Consider the following 24,879-nt stretch of genomic DNA (forward strand, 5'->3'; position numbering starts at 1 on the left):
GTTTTTCACCTCCTTTCAAGATTTCTTATGAATCCATATAATGCAAATTCATCATTTGCCTTTTGTTCTAGTAAATTTTGTTCTTTTATAAAGGCAATTTTGTCCTTTTCTTTCAGGGTTTCTACAGTTTTTCTATCAATTTGCTTTTGTTTTAAATCTACTCTTACCTTTTCTACTTCCTCTTCTTTTTTCCTTAATTCTACAGTGGTACACTCTATATTGTGACTTAAATTTATTAAATATTGATGTCTTATTTTTCTACCAATTACTGATTCATCTACTGTTTCACAACTATATTTTCTATAACTATCTTTTAGATTTACAAGTTTGTTTTCCACATCCATTTTTAATTTTTGAGCATTTTGAAATTGTATTTTACACTGTTCTTCCCTATCTTTTCTTATGTCCAAAAGTTTTTGTAGATTAAATTTGTACCCTTTCATTAAAGGTCACCTCAATTTTTCTTTAGTTATTTTTTTAAATTCTTAAATATACTATTTAGCCATTGTATACTTTCTTCAAAATTGTTGTGTTCATCTACCTTTTGTTTTAAAAATTCATTTATACTATCTATATATTTAATGGCAGTATCTATTTTTTCATTGCTTCCCTTAACATAGGCTCCTATATTAATTAAATCCTCTGCTTCCTTATAAGTTGCAATTAAATCCCTTCCTATAGATGCAGATTCTTTATGTTCCTTTTGTGCAATTTCGCTCATAAGTCTACTTATACTGCTTAAAACATCAATGGCTGGATAGTGATTTTTAGCTGCTAAATCACGGGATAATACAATGTGTCCATCCAATATTCCTCTAACTGCATCCGCTATAGGTTCATTAAAGTCATCACCATCTACTAACACAGTGTAAAACGCTGTTATAGAACCTTTATCTGACATTCCGGATCTTTCCATCAACCTTGGAAGCATTGCAAATACAGAAGGAGTATATCCCTTTGTAGCTGGTGGCTCTCCAATGGCAAGTCCTACTTCCCTTTGAGCCATGGCAAATCTAGTAACAGAGTCCATCATTAGTATTACTTTTTTTCCCTTATCCCTAAAGTATTCTGCTATGGCTGTGGCTGTAAAAGCTCCCTTTATCCTAACTAAAGCTGGCTTGTCTGAGGTAGCACAAACTACTATACTCTTTTTCATGCCTTCTTCTCCTAAGTCCTTTTCTACAAAATCTAGAACTTCTCTACCTCTTTCTCCTATTAAACATATTACATTTACATCTGCTTCTGCATATTTAGCAATCATACCAAGGCTTGTACTCTTACCTACACCACTACCTGCAAATATGCCAATTCTCTGTCCTTCTCCACAGGTTAAATATCCATCTATAGCTCTTATTCCTGTAGGTATAACATCTTTTATTCTTCTCCTTTTTAAGGGATCGGGTGGTTCTCTATCCAATGGATAGGGAACTCCACCTTCTATTTTTTCCCCATTTAAAGGCCTTCCAAGTCCATCTAATACTTTGCCAAAAAGCTTTTCTGAGCACTTTACGTTTAATGGATTTTTTGATGGAACCACCCTACATCCTGGTGCTATTCCAATTAATTCTCCAAGGGGCATAAGTATTACATTGTCCTCTACAAACCCTACTACTTCACATTCTATAGGATTATTTTGCTGGTTATATATAGTACAAACCTCTCCAATAAAAGCTTTAATTCCTTCCACTTCTATGGTTAATCCTATTACTTTTTTTACAACTCCTTCGTAGGAATAAAAATCTGTTTCTTTTATTTTTTTATTTATATAATTAAAATCCAACAATTCCATGGAAACACTCCAGTTCACTCTATCAATATTCTTCGCTTTTTAGTATTTCTTTTATTTTATCTAAGGACTTAGGTACGTCTATTTTCACAACTCCATTGTCCTTTTCTAATAAAGCTACTCCCTCTTCTAAGGAATTGTCTGCTATTATAAAAATATCCCCATTAAATACGTTTTGACTTTTCCATAAATCTATACTTTTTTTAATTTCATCTTTATATAACTCTCTACATTTTATGGTGATACTTTTAGATTTTTTAGCATTGTCCAAAGCTTCAGTAATCATTTGATTTAATGCAGCTTCATCTTTTATTTCCCTTTTAAATACAGATTCCACTATATTTTCTATTAATTTTTTTAGCTCTAGACTTTTTCCTTCTATATATTGTCTACATTGACTTTCAGAAGAATCTATCATGGTTTTAGAAATTTCTTTGGCTTCTTCAATTATGGCATTGCCTTCTACTCTTGCCTTTTCCATGTTTTCTATATATGCTTTTTCATATGCATCTTTATAGCCTTTGTCCATACCTTCTTTCAAGCCTTTGTCATAGGCTTTTTTATAGGCTTCTTCTTCTATTAAAACTACTTTTTTATAGGCTTCATTTATTATTTCTTCACCTTTTTTTCTGTAATTTTCAAAGATAAGTGTAGCTATACTATCATATTCTTCTGAATTAGTTTCTACATTTTTAACATTTTCATCTTCTTTATTTTCTTTAATCTCTTTAGTCTTTTTCACTGGAGGTTCATATTTAGTTATTATTTGCTTTTTCTCTTTTTTAATAACGTTAGTGTTTTTTACCACATTATACAATGATAGCATCTTCGCCACCTCTTGAAATAACTATTTCTCCAGCCTCATCTAATCTTCTTATTATATTAACAATTCTTTGTTGTGATTTTTCAACATCCATAAGTCTTACAGGTCCTAAGAATTCTATATCTTCTTTCAGTGAGGTTGCAGCTCTCTTAGATTGATTTCTAAATATAGCTTCTGCAACTTCTTCTGAACAACCCTTTAGTGCTAATGCAAGTTCTTTTGTTTCCACTTCTCTTAACACTCTTTGTATTGATACATCGTCTAATGTAATAATATCTTCAAATACAAACATGGATTCTTTGATCTTTTCTGCAAGTTCTGGATCTTCTCTTTCCATAGCTTCTGTAATGTGTTTTTCAGTAGTTCTATCTACTTGATTTAGTATGTCAACTATAGTTTGAACTCCTCCTATTGACTTCATATCAGCTCTTACTACTGATGATAATTTACTATCTAATACCTTTTCTATTTCTTTTATAACCATAGGTGAAGTATTGTTCATAGTAGCTATTCTAAAAGCTACATCTGATTGTAATTCTTCTTCTAGCTCACCTAAAATTTGACCAGCCTTATCTGGTTGAAGATGGCAAAGTATAAGGGCTATAGTTTGGGGATGCTCATTGGATATAATATTTAAAAGTTGATGAGCATCTGCCTTTCTTGCAATGGCAAAGGGTCTAAATTGTTGTGTAGCTTCTGTTACCTTTTCTAGTATTTCTAAAGCCCTTTGACTTCCCAATGCTTTAGCTAATAAATTTTTAGCATAGTCAATTCCGCCCTCTACTAAATAGTCTTTAGCTTTATTCATCTGTATAAATTCTTCTAATATCTGTTGTTTTTGTTCAGGTTTTACTGTTGAAATATTAGCTATTTCATAGGTTATCTTTTGTATTTCAGTTTCTGGCAACTTTTTTATAATACCTGCAGAAGCTTCAGGTCCTAATGTTATAAATAATATAGCAGCCTTCTGAACTCCAGTTAAATTTTTTACTTCTTCAGTTCTAGCCATATATTATCACCTCTCATCTTCTGCTAACCAAGCTTTTATAATTTCAGAAACTTGGTCTGGCTTTTCTGTTGCATATTTTCTTATTTCTTTTTCTATATAAGCTCCTTCGCTTTCCTCTTCTAACTGGATAGGTTTAAATTTAGGTTTTTCTTCTTTAATTTCATCATCAATTACAACATCTAATCCTTCATTTAGTAATTCTTCATCTTCTTTATCTCTTCTTCTCTTAACTAAAATTCCAATTATAATTATAAGTGCTATTACACCTAGTGCTGCTAATATCTTATATAACTTCATCTTCTTCTCTCTTGCAAGTTCTTCTTCCATAGCTTCTTTATCTTTTTGTATTCTTTCTTTATAAGCAGTATCAAATGGAAGACCTTCTACACTTATAGTGTCTCCTCTTTGTTCGTTGTAACCTACCGCTGATTGTACTGTATTTTGTACAGCATTTCTTGTAGCATTATCTAAATTACCATCTAATACCACTGAAACTGTAAGCCTTCTTACACTTCCTGGTGCTCTTATGGTTTTATTTTTCCTTTCTGATACTTCATAGTTTTTTACATTTTCCTCATGGGTTACTAAAGCATCATCTTCATTATCTCCAGCTCTATTTCTCATATTATCATCTACTGGACTTCCACCTGTTGCTAAATTATTTCCACCTGGTGTAGTTTCTTTAATATTCTTCTCACTAACCACTACATTTTTAGGATCATATAAAGTTGATTCATCTTGTATTGCATCAAAGTTTAAATCTGCATTTACTTTTACTTTAGCTCTTTCCTTGCCATAAACAGCTTCTAACATTGATGTAACTTTATCCTCTAGGGTTTTTTCATATTGTTTTTTTATACCCTGTTGCTTTTGTACAGATTCTGAAGAATCAAATTCATCTTCATCAAATAAATTCTTTGTAAGTATTTGATTTGTATCATTTATCTCTACATTTTCCTTTGGTAGATTTTTCACACTGCCTGATACTAGTGCAACTATTGCCCTTACTTGATCGTCTGTAAGTTTTTTATAGGGTTTTAATTTTAATGTTATAGATGCCTTTGCTGGGGTATCGTCCTTTATAAATACACTATCTTCTGGCATTACTAAATGTACTCTTACATTTTCAACTTCTGGAAAACCTTTAATAGTTCTTTCAATTTCTCCTTGTAACGCCCTTTGATAATTTATTTTCATTTCTTCTTCTGTAGCTCCAAATTTGTTTTTATCTAATAATTCAAATCCATTACTTCCATTTTTTATAGGTACCTGCGACATTACCTCCATTCTGAGGCTGTCTACTTTTTCTTTGGGGACAAGTATGGTATTTCCATCCACTTTAAAATTTTCTTTATTTTCTTTTAGTTTGTTATATACAGCTCCCATGTCTTCTTGTTCCATATTTGAGAATAATATTGCGTATTTAGGTTTAGAAATATAAACAATTCCACTTATTAAGGCTCCTATAATTCCCACTGCAATGGCTCCATAGGCAATTTTCTTTTTTTTACTTAAATTTTTAATCTTATCTTTTAAAGTATTAAACCATTGGGACAGCTTGTTCATTTATTAGCACTCCTTACTATAACTGCATTCTATTCAACTCCTGATATGCTTCTATTAATTTATTTCTAACTTGAACTGCTAGTTCTACGGATAATTTAGCCTCTTCCGAATCTAACATAACTGTATGTATATCTGTTTCCTCTCCTCTAAGGAAACTACTAGTAGTTTCTTCTGCCTTTATTTGCTTTTCATTGACTTGATCTAGTTTATTTTTTAACATATGAACAAAATCATTATTTTCTTCTTTTTTATGTTCTACTTTATTGTTGTTGAATTGGTTCTTAAAAATCATATTACTTGGTATAAATTCATTAACTTTCAATTATGTATCCCTACCTTCCTATTTCTAATGCTTTCATAAACATACTTTTTGATGAGTTTATAGCATCTACACTAGCTTCGTAAGATCTTGTAGCTGCTATCATATCTGCCATTTCATTTAATATATTCACATTTGGCATTAAAACATATCCATTTTCATCTGCATCTGGATGGCTTGGCTCATATACTCTTCTAAATTCTGATTGATCTTCTTCTATTCCTATAGCCTTAACACCATTTAGTGTTTCTTCTCTTTTTCCAGTTTGCTTATTAATTTCTTTTGTTAGATTTTCTTGAAATATTGCGACTTTTCTTCTATAGGGCTGTCCATTTTTCCCCCTTGTACTTCTGGAATTAACAATATTGGAAGCTATAGTATCTATTCTCAATCTCTCTGCCGATAGTCCACTGGCGCTTATTCGCATGTTATTAAATATTTTCATACTCTCAACTCCCTCTTTTTAGTAAATAACTCAGGTTTATTTATTACTAATTATGTATCTTTTTGTTGATATTCTATTATTAAGTTGTGATATAAGTGCATTGTACATTAAGGTATTTGCTGCTTGATTTACTTTTTCTATATCTATATCTACATTGTTGCCATCTTCTCGCATACTACTGATATCATCTCTTTTAATTTCCATCTTTCCATACTCTGATTCTGTAGATATATGTTTATTTTTTGTGAATTTTAAATCTAAATCTTCTTTATTTTTCTTTAGATTTTCTTCAAATTCTACATAATGTCTCTTGTATCCTTTTACATTGGCATTAGAAATATTGTTATTTATAACTCTTCCTCTAGCACTTGATACATCTAAAGACTTTTTAATTAGTTGATAATTTTGTCTATCTATGGCGTTATTTGCTGTTAAAGAAATATCTTTCACATTCTCCCCTCCTATGCATTTTAATTTTACTTAAACAGTTATTTTTCTTTATTTTTAAACAATATTTTTAATATTAATAGAAATTTAATTTTTAATTACATACAGTATCTCATAATTTTTTATAAATTTCCATATTTTTTTACCAAGTTCATTATATAACATTCTGTATATTATTTCTACCAAATTTTATGATTTTTCATTTTTCTTTAAATGTATTTTACTTTATATTAAATTTTTTTGTTTTATAATAATTTCATATTCTACAACTAAATAAAAAAATGACTCTGAATAAAATTATTCAAAGTCATTTTTTATTATATTATTATTTAGCTCTAACATTTTCTAATATTCTAAGCATATCCTGTGGTAGTTGATTAGTCTGTACCATAATAGCTCTACCTGCTTCTAAAAGTATATTAGTTCTAGCAACTTCTACCATTTCCTCTGCTATATCTGCATCTCTTACTCTACTTTCAGATTCCTGAGTAGCTAATTCAAAGGAACTTAAATTATTCATAGTATCTTCAAACTTATTCATAATGGCACCATATTTACTTCTAACGTCTACTATAGTATTTATAGCACCATCTATTTTTCCTAATGCCTTATCAGTATCAAGGCCCTTTGTACTCTTTAAGTCCTTTAAGTCCTTTAAGTCTTCCAGTTTTTTTTCTAAGTTAAAAAATTCTACTTCCATAGAATCTCCTACCTCTGTTCCTAACTGCATGGGCTTTTTACCCCCATCTTTAAATAATTTTACCCCATTGAATTCAGAATTATTTACAATATCTTCACAACCCTCTATCATTTGGTCTATTTCTTTTTTTATAATTTCCTTGTCTTCTTCTGAATTGCTTCCATTGCCATATTGTACAGTTAGTTCTCTAATTCTACCTAATATAGCATTAATAGAGCTTAGTGAGCCATCTGCTGACTGTAGCATACTAACTCCATCCTGTACATTTCTATTAGCCATTTGAAGTCCTCTTATATTCAATCTCATTCTTTCGCTTTTAGCTAAATTATTAGGGTCATCCTTAGCAGACTGTATCTTTACTCCTGAGGAAACTTTCTTCATTGCCACACTGTTGCTCTTTAAATTTTTTAAATATCCTCTATAAACATTCAAAGATGCTAAGTTATGATTCAATCTCATAATATTCCACACTCCATCGATTTTAATTGTTATAAAATTATTATCGTATATGTTGTTTAGAACTTTACTTACGCAGAATAAAAATTTTGCGTCACAAAATTTTTATAGAGGACAATTGACAGAGGACATAGGACAGTTCAATTGACAATTGACAGAGGACATAGGACAATGAAGGAGGATTTTCTTCCTTACGTCAGAAAATCTTTAATCTTATTAGTTAGAATTGAAAATGGAGAATGGAAAGTGGAAAATGATTGACAACTTTTCTCCATTCTCAATTATATCTACATTTACATTTTTATTGATGGCTTGTTAAAGCTTTGCTAAACATAACTTCAGTTTCTACAAAAATTAAAATCAAAAGTTTTTATTTAACAAATAAATAAAATAAATTATTATATAAAGATTAATTTATTTTAAATCTCATCAGATTTTATAAAATTAAAATTTTTTCGTAATGACAATGAAGAAAAAATGTCTATCATTTTCAATTTTCAACTTTCAATTTTCAATTTTCAATTATATTATAAAATTAAAGATTTTCTGTAGCAAAGCGGAGGAAAATTTTCCTTCATTGTCCTATGTCAATTGTCCTCTGTCCTCTGTTAAAAAAATTACTTCGTAATTTTTTTATTTTACGCTTTTTCTTTATTTTCATTTTATCCTATGATAATATGAATTTGTGTATAAAAAATTGATTATAATCTATAATACATAATATAGACATTATGTGTAAAAGGAGGAAAAACTATGAATACTGTACTTTTAACAGATTCTAGTTGCGATTTGCCTTTAGAATATATAGAAGAAAACCACGTAAAATTTTTAAGCTTAACTTATAATTTAAGTTACGGAAGTTTTCCAGATGACTTTGGTAAAACCATGAGTCATGAAAAATTCTATAATGAATTAAGAAATGGTGAATTATCAACTACGTCTCAAATAAATGCCTATTCTTTTAAGAAATGTTTTGAAAAACTTATAAAAGAAAATAAATCCATATTGTATTTGGGATTTTCTTCTGTATTAAGTGGGTGCATAAATAGCGCAGAAATTGCAAAAAATGAACTTTTAGAAGAATATCCTAATGCAGATATAACAATTATTAATACTAAGAGTGCTGCCATTGGCCAAGGACTCTTAATACGTAAAGCTGTGGAAATGCTTAAAAACGGTTCATCTAAAGAAGACATTATATCTTGGATAGAAACCTATAAATATCATATGAATCATTGGTTTATTGTAGATGATTTAATGTATTTAAAAAGAGGTGGACGCCTTTCAACAATTTCTTCTGCTATAGGGTCTCTAATGAATATAAAACCTATGTTAACTTTGAACAATGAAGGTGCTATTGTAAATGTAACTAATATTCGTGGAAGAAAAAAAGCTATAAAGTCTCTTTTAGAAATGTATGAAAAAAACAGAGAAAACTTTGAAGATGAAACAATAGGTATAAGTCACAGTGATTGCTTAGAAGATGCTAAGTATTTAAAAGAGCTAATTTTAGAAAAATATAATATTAAAAATATATTAATTGCACCTATAGGGCCTGTAATAGGTTCTCATACAGGTCCTAATACATTAGCTTTATGTTTTTTAGGCAAAAAAAGAGAAAAATAAAAAATATGGAGATTTTATTTCTCCATATTTTTTATTTATAAAGAATTAACTAATTTTTGTATTTTCTTCTTTACTCTCTTCTTTTTTCTTACCATAATCTAAGAATTGAATTTCCTCTGATGTTATTTGCGTTATATATCTTTTAGTTCCATCCTCTCTTTCTAATACTCTTATATTTATTCTACCTAATATACTTATTAATTTTCCTTTTGTTAAATAGGGGTGCAGAGTTTGTGCCGATCTTCTCCAATAAGATACTGGAATAAAATCCACTTCTCTTTCTCCATTAGAATTTAAATAAGGTCTTTGGACAGCTAAGATTAAATTTAAAACTGGTTTATTTTCTTCTCCTACATACCTTAATTCAGAATCCCTTGCCAATCTTCCAATTAACATAACTTTATTCATCATCTTTTCACCTCAAATTAATCATTATATAATTATTATCATTCTATCCACTTTATATTTTTATAATCACTTCATAGTCATTTTATTAAAATTTGATATAATAAAACTAGCTAATTAACGAACAAGTAACAATGAATAAGTATTAGATATGGATAACTCATTACATTTGACAGAGGACAGAGGACAGAGGACAATGATTGATAACTTTTCTCCATTACATTCCAAAAAGTTTTTAATTTTATAAGATCTTTCTTTAGGTTTAGCTAAAGCTAAACTTTTTGTAAAATAACTAAATTTGAAATGCCTTTGATGTTCAGCTTCACTGTCCTCTGTCAATTGTCCTCTGTCCTCTAAAAAAGAGTTCTCAATTCTCAACTTTCCATTTCAATTAGGGGGCCTATAGGTTGTTCACTGTTCATTAATTATAGTTATTCATTAATAGAGGGGGAGGTTTTTTATTTGATTAAAAATTTTAACGATAAAGTTCCAAGAATACATGAAAGTTCTTTTATAGAAGATACTGCTTGCATAATAGGAGATGTAACCATAGAGGAAGATGTTAGTATATGGTTTAATGCTGTTTTAAGAGGAGATCATAATAGCATTTATATAGGTAAGCACAGTAATGTTCAAGACAATTGCACTTTGCATGTGGATGATGATTTTGAAATAAATATAGGAGAAGGTGTTACAATAGGCCACAATGCCATATTACATGGTTGTGAAATAGGAAATAATTCTTTAATTGGCATGGGAAGTATTATTTTAAATGGTGCTAAAATAGGAGAAAACACTATAGTTGGAGCTGGTACATTAGTTCCTCAAGGAAAAACTTTCCCATCTGGTGTACTTTTATTGGGAAGTCCCGCAAAAGTAGTAAGAAATTTATCTATTGACGAAATAGAAAATAATAAAAAAGCAGCTGAATCATATATGGAACTTTTCAAAATGTATTAATTTTAAAAAAGGGCTGTCGCATTTGGCGCGATAGCTCCTTTAATTTTGTTATTAAACATCCATATTTTTTATTATTTTATATTCAAAATACATTTCTATTAAAATAATAATTGGAGATATATAGGTTAAAATTCTCATATTATAATTACTTATAAATACTTCAGAAGTAGTAAGCAATACAGGTAATACAAATATTAAAAATATAGGAATTATTTTTTCACTATTTTTTTTAAATAAAATCTCACCCAGGGTGTTTATAATTAAACTTATAAGCAAATAACTTATACTAATTACAGTTATAAATAAATAATTTACAATAATGGATTTTAATAAATCTATAAATCCACTTTTAAATAAAAATCCTAAATACCAAAAACTTCCATTCTTTTTCATTATTATTATCCATGTAGACATAAAAAAGGCTATCATTAAAAACATAATATTTTGAATAACTTTCTCATTTATGAAATATCTCTTTCTTTTATATCCTAAACCCATAAAAAGTTCTAAGTCGTGTTTTATGCCTTTATAACTTATAGAACTTACTAATATGGGAAAATAAATAGGTATTATCTTATTACTGATTGTGTATCCTTTTTCTGTTGATATTATCATTAAAAAAGCTCCAAGCATAATGCCCATTACAGCCCAAAATGCTATGGCAAGTGGAAATGTTTCATTACCCATTTTTATATTAAATTGCCTTTTTAATTTTTCATAGTCACTTTTACATATATTCTTCATAATATCACCTGTTTTCAATATCCTTTAAGGATAATCCTACAAATAGCTTTTGAACTCCTAGAGGTTCTATTGATAGGTTTTTATTTATAAGCTCCTCTTTTAAATTATCGGCAATTTGTTGAAATACCCAGAGGATTTTACTATTTCCATACACTTCAGAATTTATTACATTTAAATCCCCCTCGATTTCTTCTATAACATCTTTTTCTCCCTTTATATAAAAGGACTTTTCTCTTAGGCAATCCATTTCTTCATTTAACAATACCCGTCCCCTATCCATTATAATTAAATTTTCAAATAATCTGCTTACTTCATCTAAATAATGCGTGGAAAATATTATAGTTCTAGGATTCTTTTCATAATCTTCTAATAATATTTTATAAAACACCTCTCTATAAACGGGATCTAGTCCAGAATAAGGTTCGTCATATATGGTTAAAGGCGCTCTGCTAGCAAGTCCTATTATTAAATTAACCATGGCTTTCATACCTTTTGAAAGAGAATCAAAAACTTTGTTTTCATCTAATTCAAATTTTTTTATTAATTCCTTTCTAAATTTTTCATCCCAATTAGGATAAAACTCTTTTAGTATATTTAAAATTTCGCCTATTTTTAAATAGGAAGGAAGTACTCTATCTGATGATGTGAAACATATTTGAGAAAGTATTTTTTCATTTTCAAAGGGTTCTTCTCCAAAAACTTCTACTTTTCCTGAATTTTTTACATAATAACAGGATATTATTTTTAAGAGAGTAGATTTTCCAGCACCATTTTTTCCTACTAATCCATATATCTTATCTTCTTCAATTTCTAAGGATAGATTATCTAAAACCTTTTTTTTGTTAAATATTTTATTTAACCCTTCTATTTTTACAGCCAATTCCATAATATTCACTCCTTTAGTTTATTTCTACAGTTTCTAACGCTATATGACACATTTTTAAATTAAATATTATTATAGCCATAGTAGCTAGTACAAAATATTTAAAATTATTAAGATTATAATAAGAAGCTGTGACAATGCCGAATCTTATAGCTAATATAATATAAAAAAATATCATTCCAAATTCTAAAGCTATATAACTGCTTTTCCTTAATATAATGATGAACATTTCCAAGCTAAAACACATTAAATAAAATAGAAAATTCGCTATAAAAATTATCATCATTAATTTGTAATCTACCATTAAATATTCCCTTAAAATTTTTTCTTTGAAAAATAGAGTGAAAATAGTTGATATAATTGCTAAAAATACGGTCATTATGGTAGAATATTTTAATCTATCGTAAAAAAAGCTTTTTCTAGTTTTGCTAAATTGTATATACGTAACAAAGGTATTTATATTCAGGGCAAAGAAACTAGTAAGAATCATAATAAATTTAATGAATCCGTCCATTGTATAAAGATCTAAATCATTTGAATTTATAAATCCTTTTATTATAGAAATAACTGTTATAATCAGTATAAAAAAATATACACTTATTTTATCTTTAATGTGCAGTTTGAATAATTTCCACTTCATAGTCTCACTCCTTATAATCCTTTATCATGTTTATAATGTCTTCTTTGGAAAGTTCTAGTTTTTTTCCTTCTTTTAAAGTTTCTAAAATATAATCTTCAAAAAATCTCTTTCTTCTTTTGTTTTTTATATATTCTAAAGCTCCACTTTTTACAAACATGCCTATACCTCTTTTTTTATATAAAATTCCTTCTTCTACTAAAATGTTCATTCCTTTTCTAGAAGTTGCTGGATTTATACCATAAATTTCAGAGAATTGAGTGGTGGACATTACCTGGCTTTCTTCTTCTAAAAATCCATTTAATATATCATCTTCTATGCCCTCTGCAATTTGCAAGTATATGGGTTTTGAATCATCTAATTTAATTTTCAATAAATTTCACCTCTCAGTTTACATCCTTTTGTTTATATGCTGTTAAAATTGAATAATATAAAAGCATATTTAGTATAGCTAAAATTATAAGTAGTATATAAAACCTTTTTGTACTATTCCAAAGAAAAAAAAATCCATATGCAATGTTATTTGATATAAAACGATGCAATCTTTTAAAAAAGAATTGTACCAAATTAAGGAAAGCTATAATCAAATAAATATAACGTCTTTCTTTTACTATGAAATAAGTTATTATTGTTATTAAAAAAATATTCATTGTTATTATTCCTAAAAAATTAATTATATAAGTATGTGCTTTTCCCTGTATTATTGGAATTGGAATAATATGTGTACCCTTTATAAACCCTATACTTTTTAAATAAAATAGAAGAATCGAATATATAAGTGCTATTACAGCTATTATTATATAATTATTTGTATAAAATTCTTTTCTTGTATATTTTAAATCCATAAAAAATTTTAGTTCTCTATTGAAATCTTCAATTAAAGCTGTTATATCAATAAAATATATAATAAATCCTATCCACCATAAACTTACTGTGGAAGTTGTACTTTCTGAAGCTACATCTATAATTATTGCACTAGCTAGCATTCCAAAAAACAATATAAGCATTTTTAGAATTTTACTTTGACTTTTAGAAAATATTTTAATTTGATTTTTGAATTTTTGTATATTAATTGCTTTTAATACAGTCATATTTTGTATCCACCCCTTTGTTAGTTGGTTAGTTATATAACTAAGTATATCACCTATACATTATTAATGCAATAGAAAAATCCTTAAGCTTTAATTAAAACTCAAGGATTTTTCTATCATTTATTAAACCGCTATTTTTTTAATATCTTTGTTCAAATGAACTCCTACAAGTTTCCATACAAAATAAATACAGGAAACCTTTATAGGTACTTCTATCAGGTTTTTAATTATTCTTGGTCCGATTATAGCATATACTCCTTTTTTGGTTAACATGGATAACCAAATAGTGTTTAGTCCAATGTTTACAAATAGCATAACAGATATTACAGCTAAGGATATATTAATTATTTTCTTAGGTTTATTGTAAAGAAAATATCCATAAATCATTCCTGATAAGGCATTGCTTATGGTGAATCCTGGGAAATATGCTCCCTTAGGGAACACCATCATACCTATAATATCTGCTAAAGCTCCAACAATTCCACCTGCTATAGGACCAAATAATGCACCTGATAAAGCTAGAGGTATAAATCCAAAACTTATTCTAATTACCGGTGTTTCTATTCCTAAGAATCTTGTAAGTAACACTTGTAGGGCAATTAAAAAACTTAAAGTTACTAATTTTTGAATGTTCCTCATAGCTCCACCCCCTCTACAAAATTTTAAATTTGCTAATAGAGAAGTGGGCCACATTGTTAGCGGAAGCGGTAGATGCATCGCAAAATCCAACAGATTTTTTCGTCTAGTGGCAACGTCCCATCCAACTAGCACTTCACGCGCAATCACCTACTCTAACTAGCAAATTCATCATTTTCATTATAATACAAAACCATTCAGAATAACAACTATTTTTTTGAGTTTTGCGAAAATTGTCAGTATATTAAAACTTTAGATAATTAAAGCATAAAAAAAGATCTCCACTTTAGTAATTTCAAGCGGTGATCTATTCTATATTCCATTATTTTAGAGATTATATCAGTATATCTTTTTATCAAAGGGTTCTGTTTTAATATATATGTCAAATAAAGTCGCTGCATCTTTTTCACTTATCTTTCCATCCACTAGCTTTCTATATAAAATATATAAACTTGCATTCATTTCAGGGTCACTATGTTTTACTTCTTTCATTTTTTGCTCTATTTTTTCAACAAGAGTTGAAGAATTTTCTTTGAAAATACCATCAATGAGCTCTACAATTTCTCCTGCATCTTTAGCAATAGGCCTTTCTTTAGCTATAAGTTTAATCCCCATAGCCCTAGATTGTATTTTCTTTAAAATACTCTTGTCTACAATTAATTTATCATCCGCCATGTTAAGTCACCTCTATAATATTATTTCCCCTCTTTTATAGTTTCGGAAATTATACTAAATTCTTTAATTTATTGCTTAGGTTTTTTCTTAGAAACTCCACCTATGCTTTCTAATTGAGCTCTAAAATTATTTCTTATATTTTGTAAGTACTTCTCTCTTAGTTGTGATTGTTCTACTTTCTCCTCTTCTGTTAATCCTTCTTCTTTACTTTTTTTATATAAAAAATTTATTCTTTCAATGAGTTCTTCTATCTTCAAAATTACTACCTCCTAAATCTATATATGTAAAATCCCCTTTGAATCACCTTTAAATTATATCATAATATAAAAATTTATGGGATAATTTTTTATGGCATGTTTTGTTTCAACAAAACATGCCTAATTGGTTTAACTATTGCTTAACTATTTTGCTTAACCGTCCCCTCTTAATTAGCTTAGTCTATTTTGCTTAACCGTCCCCTCTTAATTAGCTTAGTCTATTTTGCTTAACCGTCCCCTCTTAATTAGCTTAGTCCGGCTTAACCGTCCCTCTTATCTTTTAACAGTTTCTTTTTTATCATCCATTCTTCTGTTTCTTTTAGTCCTTGTTCTATATTATATTTTGGTTCCCAATTCAGTAATTCTTTTGCCTTTATATAGTTGCATTTAGATCTCATAATTTCTGTTAAGGGGCTATTATGTTTTACATATTTTATAGGTACTCTATCTTTACTTATAAGTTGTGCTAAATCTTTTATGGAAATATCCACACCAGTTCCAGCATTTATAATTTCACCATTACTTTCATTTGAATAACCCGCTTTTGCTATAAGGTCTACACAATCCTTTACATATATAAAATCCCTAGTTTGATTACCATTTCCATATATTTTAATATCCTTACCTTTTAATGTATTATATATAAATGATGTAACTACTGCTCCCTCACTATTAAAGCCCTGATATGGACCATATACATTAAATGGTCTTATGATTGTGACTGGTAATTTGTAAGTATAATAAAAAGAAGTAACTATATTTTCAGCAGCTAATTTACTTGCCACAAAAGGTGACAAAGGCTTAGTAGGATGCTGTTCGTCTATACCTTGTTCTTCTGATATTTTATATGCAGATGCAGTGCTTACATAAACTATTTTACAAGGATAGATATTTTCATTTGATTTTATTACCCAAGTCTCTCCATCTAGTTCAGCATCCTCTCCAACCATTTGAATCTTTGCTCTTTGCAAAATATTAAATAATCCTGCTGTTTCATTATAAAAAATAGTTTCTGGACTTTCCATACTATAAATTGGACTAGTAAGAGATGCTAAATGATATACTATATCAAATTTTTCTTCTTCAAATATCCCCTTTAAAAGGTCTCTATCTCTGGCATCTCCATTTATAAATTTAAATTTATCATTGCCTAAAAACTCCTTTATATTAGATATACTTCCACTAATTAAGTTGTCCACTACCGTTACATTGTGTTCATCCCTTAATAGTCTTTCTACTAACCACCTTCCTATGAATCCAGAACCACCAGTTACAAGTAAATTCATTTTACCACCTCTTATCTGATAATTAAGAAAATTCTATATCATTATTCTACCACAATATATTAACAATTAACAGATTTATTATTTTTTTTACTTGGATTAACAGTTTTGCTTAACTGCTTAACCGTCCCTTTACTTTTACTTTCAGATTTGTCTTAACTTTTGCTTAACCGTCCCCTCTTATCCCCTCTTAATTAGCTTAATTTAACTATTGGACTTAACTATTTTGCTTAACCGTCCCTCTAAACTAAAAAAACCCCCTTTTAAAAAGAGAGTTTTTCATTATAACTATATTAAACTATTAAATTTTTTATAGATTCTATATTTCCTTTGGTGTTGTTGTACATGAATTCTGTGTAATTTGTTAATACATCAGTTTTAACTATGTTCATTAAAGAAGTTGCCATATTTATGTCACTTATGACAGATAATGACGATGTGATGTTTAAGTTAGAGTTTGAAGTATTCATTAGAGCATGTTTCAAATTGTTGTAATTTACTCCATTTTCTACTCTTATTTCATTTATCTTTTCCAAAGCATTTTTAGCATAAGAAATCGTATTGCCTGAACTTTCTTGAGTTGATAAGTCTGCATTTTCAAGGCCTAAACTATTTATATCCACATTGTATAGTTTTAATTCCATAGTTGTATATGGTCTATCTTTAGTTTGTATTGTTATACTTCTGTCATCTTTTAAAACTTTTATTTGATTGAATTCTGTATTTTCTACTATGGTATTTATGGATTCTTTTATTGCTTTTAATTCTTCATTAAGAGCTTGTCTATCTTCTTCTGATAAAGTTCCATTGGCTGAATACACAGATATTTCTCTAATTCTATGAAGGTTAGTAGTTATATCATCCAATGCTCCATCTACTACTTGCAAAAGAGATATACCATCTTGTATATTTCTTTCTGCTTGAGAAAGCCCTCTTACCTGTGCTTTAAAACTTTCACTAATAGTTAAGCCTGCTGCATCATCTGCTGCTCTATTAATTCTCTTACCTGTAGATACTTTTTCCACAGTTTTTTCTCTGTTTCCTCTAAATTTATTTAGTTTATTAGATGAAGAAAAAGTATAAATATTATTTATTAGCACTTCTTCACCTCCCATCTTCTAGTTTAAATGCGTCTTCCTTTAAATTTATCGTATATTTTTTAAAAAAATTAAGTTAATTTATGCTTTAATATCTATATTGCTTCCTAAATTAGGATCTACTGAAGTTTTTAGCATATCTATCATATTATCTGCATTTTCTTTCCCATGTTTCATTCCCATTTTCATAAGAGCCAAAGCTGCACTTTCTTTTACATTGGTTTGGCTTAATGCCATAGAAATTCCGCCTATATCCATTTAATTCACCTACTTTCAAAAATTATTTTGGTTATATTTAATTTATTGTATAACTTTTAAAATTGTTTTCTAAATTTGATTTCCACCCATTGACCTTTGGTTCCAAATGCTTTTCTACTATATCAGAACATTTTTCCACATCCCCATCATAAAAATTATGCCTTAACTTTATAAATAAATTTAATATAGCTTCTGTTGAATTCATCTGATTTTTTATTCCTTTTCCCTTGGGTAAAACTTTTAGAGATCTTTTACAAGCTTTCATAGATTCTATTCCTTCTTCTAAGATTTCTAAAATCTCTCTGGTCTTAAATCCATATAGATTTCTTTCTATATAATCTACAGCCTTTATTAAAGTTTTAGAAGTATCAACTAGGTACTTAATAATTTCTATGTGTTCTTCTTCATAGTGGCCCATGGATTTCACCCCCTATGCTTATATATTTATCGTATTAATTTTGCTATTCTTAACTTGTCCTATAATTTAATTTTAAACTTTTTTAAAAATCACTACAAAAAAACATATATTAGACGATATACTATATATAGATACAAAATAATTATGATAATAGGAGTTTTGATTATGAAAAAATTAAGTTTAGAAACCCTTATCGATAGTGTAGAAGATATGCCAATCCTTCCAGCAAGGATAAATAAAATATTACAACTTACAGAAGACCCCGATTCTACTGTACAAGATGTAGAATTAGAAATTTTAAAAGACCAAAGCTTAACAACCAAAGTTCTAAGACTAGCAAATTCTACTTATTATGGCTACGCCAGAAAAATAACAACTGTGTCAGAAGCCACTGTACTCTTAGGATTTCAAGCTATTAAAAGTATAACCCTCGCTTCCGCTGTAAGTCAATTTCTTATAACAGAACTTCCAGGAGGCTATCGTATGGAAAAGTATGACCTTTGGAATCAATCTCAAACCTGTGCAATAATATCAAGGCACATAGCAAAAGAAATTAAGTATCCAAAACCTGATGAAGCATATATAGCAGGACTTTTAAGAGACATTGGTAAAACCATTTTAAATTATTATGTGGCTAAAGAATATGAAAACATTTTAAATAAAGTAGAAAATGAAGGCGTTTCCTTTTTAGACGCTGAAGAAGAAATTTTAGGATTTAATCATGGTGATGTGGGCTCAAAAGTAGCTGAAAAATGGAACTTCCCAAAAGAATTAGTAGAAAGTATCCAATATCATCACACTCCAGAAAAAAGTCAAGCTAATAATAGTAAACTAGTTTCAATCGTTCACATAGCAGATGCTATAACAATGATGATGGGGGTAGGATTAGGTACTGATGGACTTGCCTATAACTTCTCAGAATTTGCCCTTAAAACTTTGAATCTTTCACAACAAGATATAGAAAAGTTTTTTGCAAGCTCTATGGACTTTTTGTATGATGAGGAGAGTTTTAATATTTAGTATTTAGGGACGGTTAAGCCTTATATTGATAGAAACTATATAAAATTTATCTTTTATATAGTTTCTATTTTTTTGTTTATTTCTATTTTATTCAATTTATTAGCCTTATAATTTAATTTTATGCTTTTTATGGTATTTATTATTATATTTTCGATGCTTGTCCATATTAATCATAAACATACTAATAAAACCTTATATTCTAGATAAAATAAAAGGCTTAAATATGTATAAATTATTTTTTAACCTAATTTTAGTTAAATTGTGAAAATATTATGTACAAGCTAGCGCTTTGGAGTCTCTATGTTCCGAAATAAACTTATTTATTATGTTTTTATATTTGTCTTCTGTCGATATAAGTTCAACTCCAATAGAACAAAGTCTTGATACTGTTGATTGAGCAATGTTTCCTAAGACTTTACATATATCCTTGCATCTATAATTGCAAAGACTTCTCATTAGCAGCGAAGCTAGCGCTTTTACAATTTTTGAATTTTTATTGTTTTTTACATGACACATTATTTTGTCTATTCCTGTTTCTTTTTCAATAAATTTTAGTATTTCATCAGGCTCAAAGTCTCTTACTATTATCGTTCTATCACTCCTGTATTCCGTTTCCTCATCTTGAAATTCTAGTTCATTTTTTATTTTTTCATCATCACATATGTAAACTAATTTAGCATAGTTTTCTCTGGCTTCTTTTACATTATTACTAAAATACTGCATTATAAATGCTTCATCTAAAAGACCTGTAGCATCTTTTTCAAGACCTAAGTATACTTTCAAACTTGAGTATTTATACTTTTCTGGGCATTTTTCATATCCTGTTATGTCTAACACATTGTTATGAATGTAGGCAGACAATGTAATAAGATATCTTTGTGTATCCACTATTTTACTTTTGAATCTGTCTTGAAATAAAGGTCCCCTTCTTTTATTAATTTTATTAAAATTTATTGCATAACTAAAATTTAGTCCATGCATTATTTTTGATATATCTGCACCATTAGAATCTATTATAAAATGTCCATGATTTGTCATTAAGCAATATGCATAAACTTTAAAACCATATTGTTTTTGATATTCTCTCATTTTATTTAAATATCTAATTTTATCTTCATGTTTCTCAAATAGGGGTACCTCCGTTATACTTCTTATCATTACATGATATATAGCATCTTCTGATTTTTGTCTTCTTGTTCTTGGCAATAAAAACACCTCATTTCATATTTTGTATTTTAATTATTAACATGAAATGAGGTATTTATTCAATTTTCTGTTAGTTTAATTTAACTAATTTGCTTAACCGTCCCTTTTTAGGCTTTAAATTAGATAATTTAGTTTAATTAACCTTACTTAACCGTCCCATCTTGCTATATCAAATTGAATAATTTAAATTAACCGTCCCCTTTTTTCATAATTTTATAGACATTTAATTATTTATAAATTACAATATTATAGAATATATTTTATGTTGTATTGGAGGGCTTATTTGATATGTCAAGAAAATTAATCCATAATTATAGAATATTGATATTTTACTTTTCATCCTTTGTCCTGTTTGGTCTTTTAATGGACAGTCCTAAAAATATTTTTTTAGGATTATATCACATAATAGTGCAACCTGATCTGCTTATAACTGATTATTTTGAAATAGCAGGTATTGGTGCTCCATTTGTGAACTCAGGTCTACTAACTCTTATCTTTATAGCAATACTTATAAAGTTAAAACTGAAACCTACTGGTGCTATATCAGCTGCATTATTCACCATAGCTGGTTTCTCATTTTTTGGAAAAAATCTCTTAAATGTATGGCCAATTTTTTTCGGTACTTGGCTTTACTCTAAACATCAAAAAGAACCTTTTTTTAATTACATATTAATGGCGTTGTTTGGTACCACATTATCCCCAGCAGTAAGTTATATTTCATTTTCTGGCTATTTTATTTTATGGCAAGGAATTTTCTTAGGTATACTTTCTGGTATATTATTAGGATTTGTTCTTCCTTCAATAGCTGCTTATTGTATAAAGCTACATGATGGATTTAATCTATATAATGCAGGCTTTGCAGGAGGACTACTAGGTACGCTATATATGTCTATACTTAGATCTTTTGGAATTAATTTCCCACAAAGAACGCTATGGTCTACTAAATATACTCATACCATCCTTATTTTTTTATGTTTCATATTTGTTTCAATGATCGTATTAGGTTACTTTTTAAATGGTAATAAATTAACTAATTTAGGGAAACTATATGAACAACCTGGTAAAGCGGTGTCTGATTATCAAATTTTATTTGGCGAAGGTGTTTCATTAATAAACATGGGTCTTTTAGGCTTGTTCTTTACAATTTATGTTATAATTATAAAAGGTGCCTTAAATGGTCCTACCTTAGCAGGTATATTTACTATAGTTGGTTTTGGTGCCTTTGGTAAACATTTAAGGAATACAATTCCTGTAGCATTAGGTACCATAATTGCATCTATAATAAATATATGGCCTATTAATTCTCCCGGAATGCTCTTAGCTACATTATTTAGTACTACTCTAGCCCCCATAAGTGGTGTTTATGGCCCATTTTATGGGATCTTAGCAGGATTCTTTCATGCATCTCTGGTAATGAATATTGGATATTTACATGGAGGTATAAATTTATATAATAATGGATTTTCTGGAGGATTAGTAGCAATCTTGTTATTACCAATCATAGATATATTTAGAAAGGAAGTATAAAGTGAAAAAATACAACGAAAGAATTATAAGAATAGCAAGTGAACTCATGGGTTTTTCTTATAAACTAAACTCAAATAAATTTGACATAACCGTAGAATCTCTAGAAGATAAAACAGTTATAGACTTTAAGGTATATAATGCTACTATTACTGAAAAAAAATTAAAAGAAATAGAAGATCTTTTATCTTCTCCAAGACTTCATGAAATAGAGGAATATTACTGGAACTTATCCGGTAATGATATAATTAATACAGAATTAGATTTAGTAGGCATGATGGTAGATGAATCAATAGTTAACTATGATAAAGAAAATCATATCCTATATATAAAATTGATAAGGTTATTTTAATTAAAGGGGACGGTTAAGCAATATTTGTTTAAAATATTGCTTAACCGTCCCCTTCTTTCCCTTTTTTGTCCTATTCTTTCAAATATTTATTTATCTTCTTATTTAAAGTATATATTCTTATATTTGATTTTAACTTTGCTATAAACAATCCCTCATCTAGTGGTTTTAAAATAAAATCATCTGCTCCAGCATTTAAGATACTAGATAGGGTTTTAGTATTATCTAAAGAAGTAATAGCAATTATAGTAGCTTTTATATTGTTTCTTCTAATTTGTCTTATAACGTTTTTACCATATTCATTTTGCAATACAAGATCCACTAAATAAATATCATATTTTTTACCACTATCCATTAACTCTCTACCTGTTTTATAAAAATCCAACTTTTCTATTCCATATTTTTTTAAGATATCTTTAGCTATAACATACTCTAAAGAGCTATCTTCTACTATAGCAATTTTTGCTTCCCTTAAATTCCTCATATGTTCATCATCTTCTAATACAGCTTCTACATGTTTAGATATTTCATCTTGCAAATCTTCTTTTAATATATAATCACTTATTCCAAGGTTAAAAAGATTTTTCTTTTTCTCATCTATATTATCCCCAGTTACCACAAATATAGGAATTTCCCTTTTATCACTTGAATTTACATCTTTTATAAAACCCTCTATACTTCCTCCTTTAGCTAAAAGTGACGTTATAATAAGATCTACATCATTATTCTCCAATATATAATGAGCTTCGTTAAAACTATCTGTATTTATGTAGTTATATCCCTGTTCCTCTAACATCATCCTCACCATATTATAGAAAAACTCACTTTGTTCAATATGCAATACCGTGTACATATACCTCTCCCCTTTTAAATAAATACTTTTTAAAAATTTCAACTATTTTAAATTCAATCTATTCTATGCATTACGCAAAAGTTCAATTATTGATTTTGACTGTTGATTTGCTTGAATGAGCATCGCTTGAGCAACTTGCTGAAGAATACTGTGCCTTGCTAGGTTCATCATTTCTTTGGCCATATCTGCATCTCTTATTCTAGATTCTGATGCTATGAGATTTTCCGCAGTGTTCTCAAGATAGTTTATTCTATGCTCTAATACATTTTGACTAGCTCCTAAACTAGCCCTTTGAGAAGACACAGAATTTATGGCACCATCTAATATTTTAATGGCAGAAGATGCATTTTCATGATTAGAAATATCTAAATTTTCATCAATATTTAAAGCCTCAGCCCTCATGTCTTTTATATCAATTAAATAATTTTGACCTTTATTGGCACCAATTTGGAGAGTTACTTTAGATGAATTGCCCGAATCACCATTTAATAGTTTTTTAGTATTAAATTCTGTATCATTCCCTATTCTATTTATTTCTTTAATCAATTCAGTAAATTCCTGTTGAAGTGCATCCCTATCTTCTTTAGCATTTGTATCGTTGGCAGCTTGAACAGCTAATTCCCTCATCCTTTGTAAAATTGAATGTGTCTCATTTAAAGCACCCTCTGCTGTTTGAATTAGAGATATTCCATCCTGTGTATTTCTGGATGCCTGTTGCAACCCTCTTATCTGAGCTCTCATTTTTTCTGATATAGCAAGCCCTGCCGCATCATCTGCAGCTCTATTTATTCTAAGACCTGAAGAAAGCCTTTCCATAGCCCTTCCAACCATATTATTATGCCAAGCCATATTTCTATAGGCAACCATTGCATTTATATTATGATTTATTATCATCTTTACTATATCACCTCCTAAAATTAGCTTAAATTGATTAACTAAATTGCTTAACCGTCCCCTTAGTTTTTTCTATTTTCTTTATAATATCATCGTAAATTTATATAATAACTTTAATCTAAATTGCTTAACCGTCCCCCATAATTACCCATAATTAATTAAAATAAATTAACCGTCCCCTAACAACTTGACACTAAAAAAAATACATGATATGATAAGGTAAAATTTAAATAGGAGGAAATATTATGAATTTCAAAATTAACAAAATTAATATAACAATTTCAAAATTAAATAATAGCCTCTTATTATTAGCTAACTTAATTTAGCGATTGTATATGTAGATAGATAAAAATACTATCATAGATGCAATCGCTCGAAAAGATGCGTATTGTATCTATGGTGGCTAATATATTTGCGGTGAAATAAATTAAGCCTCGTAGATAAAACTAAGGGGCTTTTTCTTATATCCTAGGCAAAAGTGAAAGTCCTTTAGTATATAACTAAGGGGCTTT

Annotated in this window: 30 protein-coding genes and 1 riboswitch; of the genes, 5 read left to right on the forward strand and 25 right to left on the reverse strand. The window is 28.6% G+C overall.

Features of this window, described 5'->3' with window-relative positions; translation table 11 throughout:
* Positions 1 to 5: 5 nt before the first annotated feature.
* The 9 genes from fliJ to CKV72_RS06985 form a co-directional block, all read right to left on the reverse strand.
* A complete protein-coding gene (gene fliJ, locus CKV72_RS06945; RefSeq protein ID WP_089864753.1) occupies positions 6 to 443 on the reverse strand; it encodes a flagellar export protein FliJ in 438 nt (145 codons plus the stop codon).
* A 26-nt stretch (positions 444 to 469) separates the two neighbouring features.
* Complete coding sequence (fliI, locus tag CKV72_RS06950) at positions 470 to 1,789, reverse strand: flagellar protein export ATPase FliI (RefSeq protein WP_089864750.1); 1,320 nt, start codon at positions 1,787 to 1,789, stop codon at positions 470 to 472.
* 22 nt (positions 1,790 to 1,811) lie between these two features.
* The gene (locus CKV72_RS06955; protein ID WP_095177846.1) at positions 1,812 to 2,612 is read right to left on the reverse strand and encodes a FliH/SctL family protein; all 801 of its coding nucleotides are present in this window, start codon (positions 2,610 to 2,612) and stop codon (positions 1,812 to 1,814) included.
* Positions 2,596 to 3,618 (reverse strand): flagellar motor switch protein FliG, encoded by a 1,023-nt coding sequence (gene fliG, locus CKV72_RS06960; protein WP_089864744.1) that lies wholly within the window; start codon positions 3,616 to 3,618, stop codon positions 2,596 to 2,598. Before fliG ends, CKV72_RS06955 begins: the two co-directional genes overlap by 17 nt.
* 6 nt (positions 3,619 to 3,624) lie before the next feature.
* Positions 3,625 to 5,184 carry a flagellar basal-body MS-ring/collar protein FliF gene (fliF, locus tag CKV72_RS06965; protein ID WP_089864741.1) on the reverse strand — a complete coding sequence of 520 codons (1,560 nt, stop codon included), beginning with the start codon at positions 5,182 to 5,184 and terminating at the stop codon, positions 3,625 to 3,627.
* 16 nt (positions 5,185 to 5,200) lie between these two features.
* On the reverse strand, positions 5,201 to 5,506 hold the full coding sequence (gene fliE, locus CKV72_RS06970) for a flagellar hook-basal body complex protein FliE (protein ID WP_089864739.1): 306 nt from the start codon (positions 5,504 to 5,506) through the stop codon (positions 5,201 to 5,203).
* A 10-nt stretch (positions 5,507 to 5,516) separates the two neighbouring features.
* On the reverse strand, positions 5,517 to 5,948 hold the full coding sequence (gene flgC / locus CKV72_RS06975) for a flagellar basal body rod protein FlgC (RefSeq protein WP_095177847.1): 432 nt from the start codon (positions 5,946 to 5,948) through the stop codon (positions 5,517 to 5,519).
* Positions 5,949 to 5,984: 36 nt separating this feature from the next.
* A complete protein-coding gene (gene flgB / locus CKV72_RS06980) occupies positions 5,985 to 6,398 on the reverse strand; it encodes a flagellar basal body rod protein FlgB (RefSeq protein WP_276327136.1) in 414 nt (137 codons plus the stop codon).
* Positions 6,399 to 6,720: 322 nt separating this feature from the next.
* Complete coding sequence (locus CKV72_RS06985; protein ID WP_095177849.1) at positions 6,721 to 7,554, reverse strand: flagellin; 834 nt, start codon at positions 7,552 to 7,554, stop codon at positions 6,721 to 6,723.
* A 750-nt stretch (positions 7,555 to 8,304) separates the two neighbouring features.
* Here CKV72_RS06985 and CKV72_RS06990 point away from each other — a divergent pair.
* Complete coding sequence (locus tag CKV72_RS06990) at positions 8,305 to 9,177, forward strand: DegV family protein (RefSeq protein WP_095177850.1); 873 nt, start codon at positions 8,305 to 8,307, stop codon at positions 9,175 to 9,177.
* 45 nt (positions 9,178 to 9,222) lie between these two features.
* Here the strand turns inward: CKV72_RS06990 and CKV72_RS06995 are convergent, their stop codons facing one another.
* The gene (locus tag CKV72_RS06995; RefSeq protein ID WP_238021762.1) at positions 9,223 to 9,585 is read right to left on the reverse strand and encodes a single-stranded DNA-binding protein; all 363 of its coding nucleotides are present in this window, start codon (positions 9,583 to 9,585) and stop codon (positions 9,223 to 9,225) included.
* Between the two features lie 459 nt (positions 9,586 to 10,044).
* On the opposite strand from CKV72_RS06995, the gene CKV72_RS07000 reads away from it, so the two are divergent.
* Positions 10,045 to 10,542 (forward strand): gamma carbonic anhydrase family protein, encoded by a 498-nt coding sequence (locus CKV72_RS07000; protein WP_095177851.1) that lies wholly within the window; start codon positions 10,045 to 10,047, stop codon positions 10,540 to 10,542.
* A gap of 51 nt (positions 10,543 to 10,593) precedes the next feature.
* On the opposite strand, the gene CKV72_RS07005 is transcribed toward CKV72_RS07000, so the two are convergent.
* The 12 genes from CKV72_RS07005 to CKV72_RS07060 form a co-directional block, all read right to left on the reverse strand.
* The gene (locus tag CKV72_RS07005; RefSeq protein ID WP_089864718.1) at positions 10,594 to 11,286 is read right to left on the reverse strand and encodes a hypothetical protein; all 693 of its coding nucleotides are present in this window, start codon (positions 11,284 to 11,286) and stop codon (positions 10,594 to 10,596) included.
* A 4-nt stretch (positions 11,287 to 11,290) separates the two neighbouring features.
* A complete protein-coding gene (locus CKV72_RS07010) occupies positions 11,291 to 12,172 on the reverse strand; it encodes an ABC transporter ATP-binding protein (RefSeq protein ID WP_089864715.1) in 882 nt (293 codons plus the stop codon).
* A gap of 13 nt (positions 12,173 to 12,185) precedes the next feature.
* Positions 12,186 to 12,809 (reverse strand): hypothetical protein, encoded by a 624-nt coding sequence (locus CKV72_RS07015; protein WP_089864712.1) that lies wholly within the window; start codon positions 12,807 to 12,809, stop codon positions 12,186 to 12,188.
* Between the two features lie 4 nt (positions 12,810 to 12,813).
* Complete coding sequence (locus tag CKV72_RS07020) at positions 12,814 to 13,179, reverse strand: GntR family transcriptional regulator (RefSeq protein WP_095177852.1); 366 nt, start codon at positions 13,177 to 13,179, stop codon at positions 12,814 to 12,816.
* Between the two features lie 13 nt (positions 13,180 to 13,192).
* The gene (locus CKV72_RS07025) at positions 13,193 to 13,897 is read right to left on the reverse strand and encodes a hypothetical protein (RefSeq protein ID WP_095177853.1); all 705 of its coding nucleotides are present in this window, start codon (positions 13,895 to 13,897) and stop codon (positions 13,193 to 13,195) included.
* Between the two features lie 123 nt (positions 13,898 to 14,020).
* Entirely contained in the window at positions 14,021 to 14,536 is a 516-nt protein-coding gene (locus CKV72_RS07030; RefSeq protein WP_089868124.1) for a folate family ECF transporter S component, read from the reverse strand.
* Between the two features lie 55 nt (positions 14,537 to 14,591).
* A riboswitch (THF riboswitch) is annotated at positions 14,592 to 14,693 on the reverse strand.
* Between the two features lie 179 nt (positions 14,694 to 14,872).
* Positions 14,873 to 15,208 (reverse strand): hypothetical protein, encoded by a 336-nt coding sequence (locus tag CKV72_RS07035; RefSeq protein ID WP_095177854.1) that lies wholly within the window; start codon positions 15,206 to 15,208, stop codon positions 14,873 to 14,875.
* 68 nt (positions 15,209 to 15,276) lie between these two features.
* A complete protein-coding gene (locus tag CKV72_RS07040; protein ID WP_089868130.1) occupies positions 15,277 to 15,465 on the reverse strand; it encodes a DUF896 domain-containing protein in 189 nt (62 codons plus the stop codon).
* Between the two features lie 260 nt (positions 15,466 to 15,725).
* Entirely contained in the window at positions 15,726 to 16,751 is a 1,026-nt protein-coding gene (locus tag CKV72_RS07045) for a GDP-mannose 4,6-dehydratase (RefSeq protein WP_089868133.1), read from the reverse strand.
* Positions 16,752 to 17,041: 290 nt separating this feature from the next.
* Entirely contained in the window at positions 17,042 to 17,848 is an 807-nt protein-coding gene (locus tag CKV72_RS07050; RefSeq protein ID WP_157726552.1) for a flagellin, read from the reverse strand.
* 78 nt (positions 17,849 to 17,926) lie between these two features.
* A complete protein-coding gene (locus CKV72_RS07055; RefSeq protein WP_089868139.1) occupies positions 17,927 to 18,103 on the reverse strand; it encodes a YjfB family protein in 177 nt (58 codons plus the stop codon).
* A 37-nt stretch (positions 18,104 to 18,140) separates the two neighbouring features.
* On the reverse strand, positions 18,141 to 18,521 hold the full coding sequence (locus CKV72_RS07060; protein ID WP_089868142.1) for a DUF8042 domain-containing protein: 381 nt from the start codon (positions 18,519 to 18,521) through the stop codon (positions 18,141 to 18,143).
* Between the two features lie 165 nt (positions 18,522 to 18,686).
* Here CKV72_RS07060 and CKV72_RS07065 point away from each other — a divergent pair, with 165 nt between their 5' ends.
* Positions 18,687 to 19,541 carry an HDOD domain-containing protein gene (locus CKV72_RS07065; protein WP_089868145.1) on the forward strand — a complete coding sequence of 285 codons (855 nt, stop codon included), beginning with the start codon at positions 18,687 to 18,689 and terminating at the stop codon, positions 19,539 to 19,541.
* 270 nt (positions 19,542 to 19,811) lie between these two features.
* On the opposite strand, the gene CKV72_RS07070 is transcribed toward CKV72_RS07065, so the two are convergent.
* Positions 19,812 to 20,756 (reverse strand): transposase, encoded by a 945-nt coding sequence (locus tag CKV72_RS07070; RefSeq protein ID WP_095177856.1) that lies wholly within the window; start codon positions 20,754 to 20,756, stop codon positions 19,812 to 19,814.
* 279 nt (positions 20,757 to 21,035) lie between these two features.
* Here CKV72_RS07070 and CKV72_RS07075 point away from each other — a divergent pair, with 279 nt between their 5' ends.
* A complete protein-coding gene (locus tag CKV72_RS07075; protein ID WP_095177857.1) occupies positions 21,036 to 22,274 on the forward strand; it encodes a DUF1576 domain-containing protein in 1,239 nt (412 codons plus the stop codon).
* Between the two features lies 1 nt (position 22,275).
* The gene (locus CKV72_RS07080) at positions 22,276 to 22,623 is read left to right on the forward strand and encodes a hypothetical protein (RefSeq protein WP_089867824.1); all 348 of its coding nucleotides are present in this window, start codon (positions 22,276 to 22,278) and stop codon (positions 22,621 to 22,623) included.
* A gap of 70 nt (positions 22,624 to 22,693) precedes the next feature.
* Here the strand turns inward: CKV72_RS07080 and CKV72_RS07085 are convergent, their stop codons facing one another.
* Entirely contained in the window at positions 22,694 to 23,473 is a 780-nt protein-coding gene (locus CKV72_RS07085) for a response regulator (protein ID WP_095177858.1), read from the reverse strand.
* Positions 23,474 to 23,536: 63 nt separating this feature from the next.
* A complete protein-coding gene (locus CKV72_RS07090) occupies positions 23,537 to 24,367 on the reverse strand; it encodes a flagellin N-terminal helical domain-containing protein (RefSeq protein ID WP_095177859.1) in 831 nt (276 codons plus the stop codon).
* Positions 24,368 to 24,879: the final 512 nt, after the last annotated feature.

Source organism: Clostridium cochlearium, from assembly GCF_900187165.1.
Taxonomy (GTDB): Bacteria; Bacillota; Clostridia; order Clostridiales; family Clostridiaceae; genus Clostridium_G; species Clostridium_G cochlearium.

Coding starts and splice junctions, on each gene's coding strand:
- fliJ (WP_089864753.1), bottom strand. CDS start 443: ATGAAAGGGTACAAATTTAATCTACAAAAACTTTTGGACATAAGAAAA.
- fliI (WP_089864750.1), bottom strand. CDS start 1,789: ATGGAATTGTTGGATTTTAATTATATAAATAAAAAAATAAAAGAAACA.
- CKV72_RS06955 (WP_095177846.1), bottom strand. CDS start 2,612: ATGCTATCATTGTATAATGTGGTAAAAAACACTAACGTTATTAAAAAA.
- fliG (WP_089864744.1), bottom strand. CDS start 3,618: ATGGCTAGAACTGAAGAAGTAAAAAATTTAACTGGAGTTCAGAAGGCT.
- fliF (WP_089864741.1), bottom strand. CDS start 5,184: ATGAACAAGCTGTCCCAATGGTTTAATACTTTAAAAGATAAGATTAAA.
- flgC (WP_095177847.1), bottom strand. CDS start 5,948: ATGAAAATATTTAATAACATGCGAATAAGCGCCAGTGGACTATCGGCA.
- CKV72_RS06985 (WP_095177849.1), bottom strand. CDS start 7,554: ATGAGATTGAATCATAACTTAGCATCTTTGAATGTTTATAGAGGATAT.
- CKV72_RS06990 (WP_095177850.1), top strand. CDS start 8,305: ATGAATACTGTACTTTTAACAGATTCTAGTTGCGATTTGCCTTTAGAA.
- CKV72_RS06995 (WP_238021762.1), bottom strand. CDS start 9,585: ATGAATAAAGTTATGTTAATTGGAAGATTGGCAAGGGATTCTGAATTA.
- CKV72_RS07005 (WP_089864718.1), bottom strand. CDS start 11,286: ATGAAGAATATATGTAAAAGTGACTATGAAAAATTAAAAAGGCAATTT.
- CKV72_RS07010 (WP_089864715.1), bottom strand. CDS start 12,172: ATGGAATTGGCTGTAAAAATAGAAGGGTTAAATAAAATATTTAACAAA.
- CKV72_RS07015 (WP_089864712.1), bottom strand. CDS start 12,809: ATGAAGTGGAAATTATTCAAACTGCACATTAAAGATAAAATAAGTGTA.
- CKV72_RS07025 (WP_095177853.1), bottom strand. CDS start 13,897: ATGACTGTATTAAAAGCAATTAATATACAAAAATTCAAAAATCAAATT.
- CKV72_RS07030 (WP_089868124.1), bottom strand. CDS start 14,536: ATGAGGAACATTCAAAAATTAGTAACTTTAAGTTTTTTAATTGCCCTA.
- CKV72_RS07035 (WP_095177854.1), bottom strand. CDS start 15,208: ATGGCGGATGATAAATTAATTGTAGACAAGAGTATTTTAAAGAAAATA.
- CKV72_RS07045 (WP_089868133.1), bottom strand. CDS start 16,751: ATGAATTTACTTGTAACTGGTGGTTCTGGATTCATAGGAAGGTGGTTA.
- CKV72_RS07055 (WP_089868139.1), bottom strand. CDS start 18,103: ATGGATATAGGCGGAATTTCTATGGCATTAAGCCAAACCAATGTAAAA.
- CKV72_RS07060 (WP_089868142.1), bottom strand. CDS start 18,521: ATGGGCCACTATGAAGAAGAACACATAGAAATTATTAAGTACCTAGTT.
- CKV72_RS07065 (WP_089868145.1), top strand. CDS start 18,687: ATGAAAAAATTAAGTTTAGAAACCCTTATCGATAGTGTAGAAGATATG.
- CKV72_RS07075 (WP_095177857.1), top strand. CDS start 21,036: ATGTCAAGAAAATTAATCCATAATTATAGAATATTGATATTTTACTTT.
- CKV72_RS07085 (WP_095177858.1), bottom strand. CDS start 23,473: ATGTACACGGTATTGCATATTGAACAAAGTGAGTTTTTCTATAATATG.
- CKV72_RS07090 (WP_095177859.1), bottom strand. CDS start 24,367: ATGATAATAAATCATAATATAAATGCAATGGTTGCCTATAGAAATATG.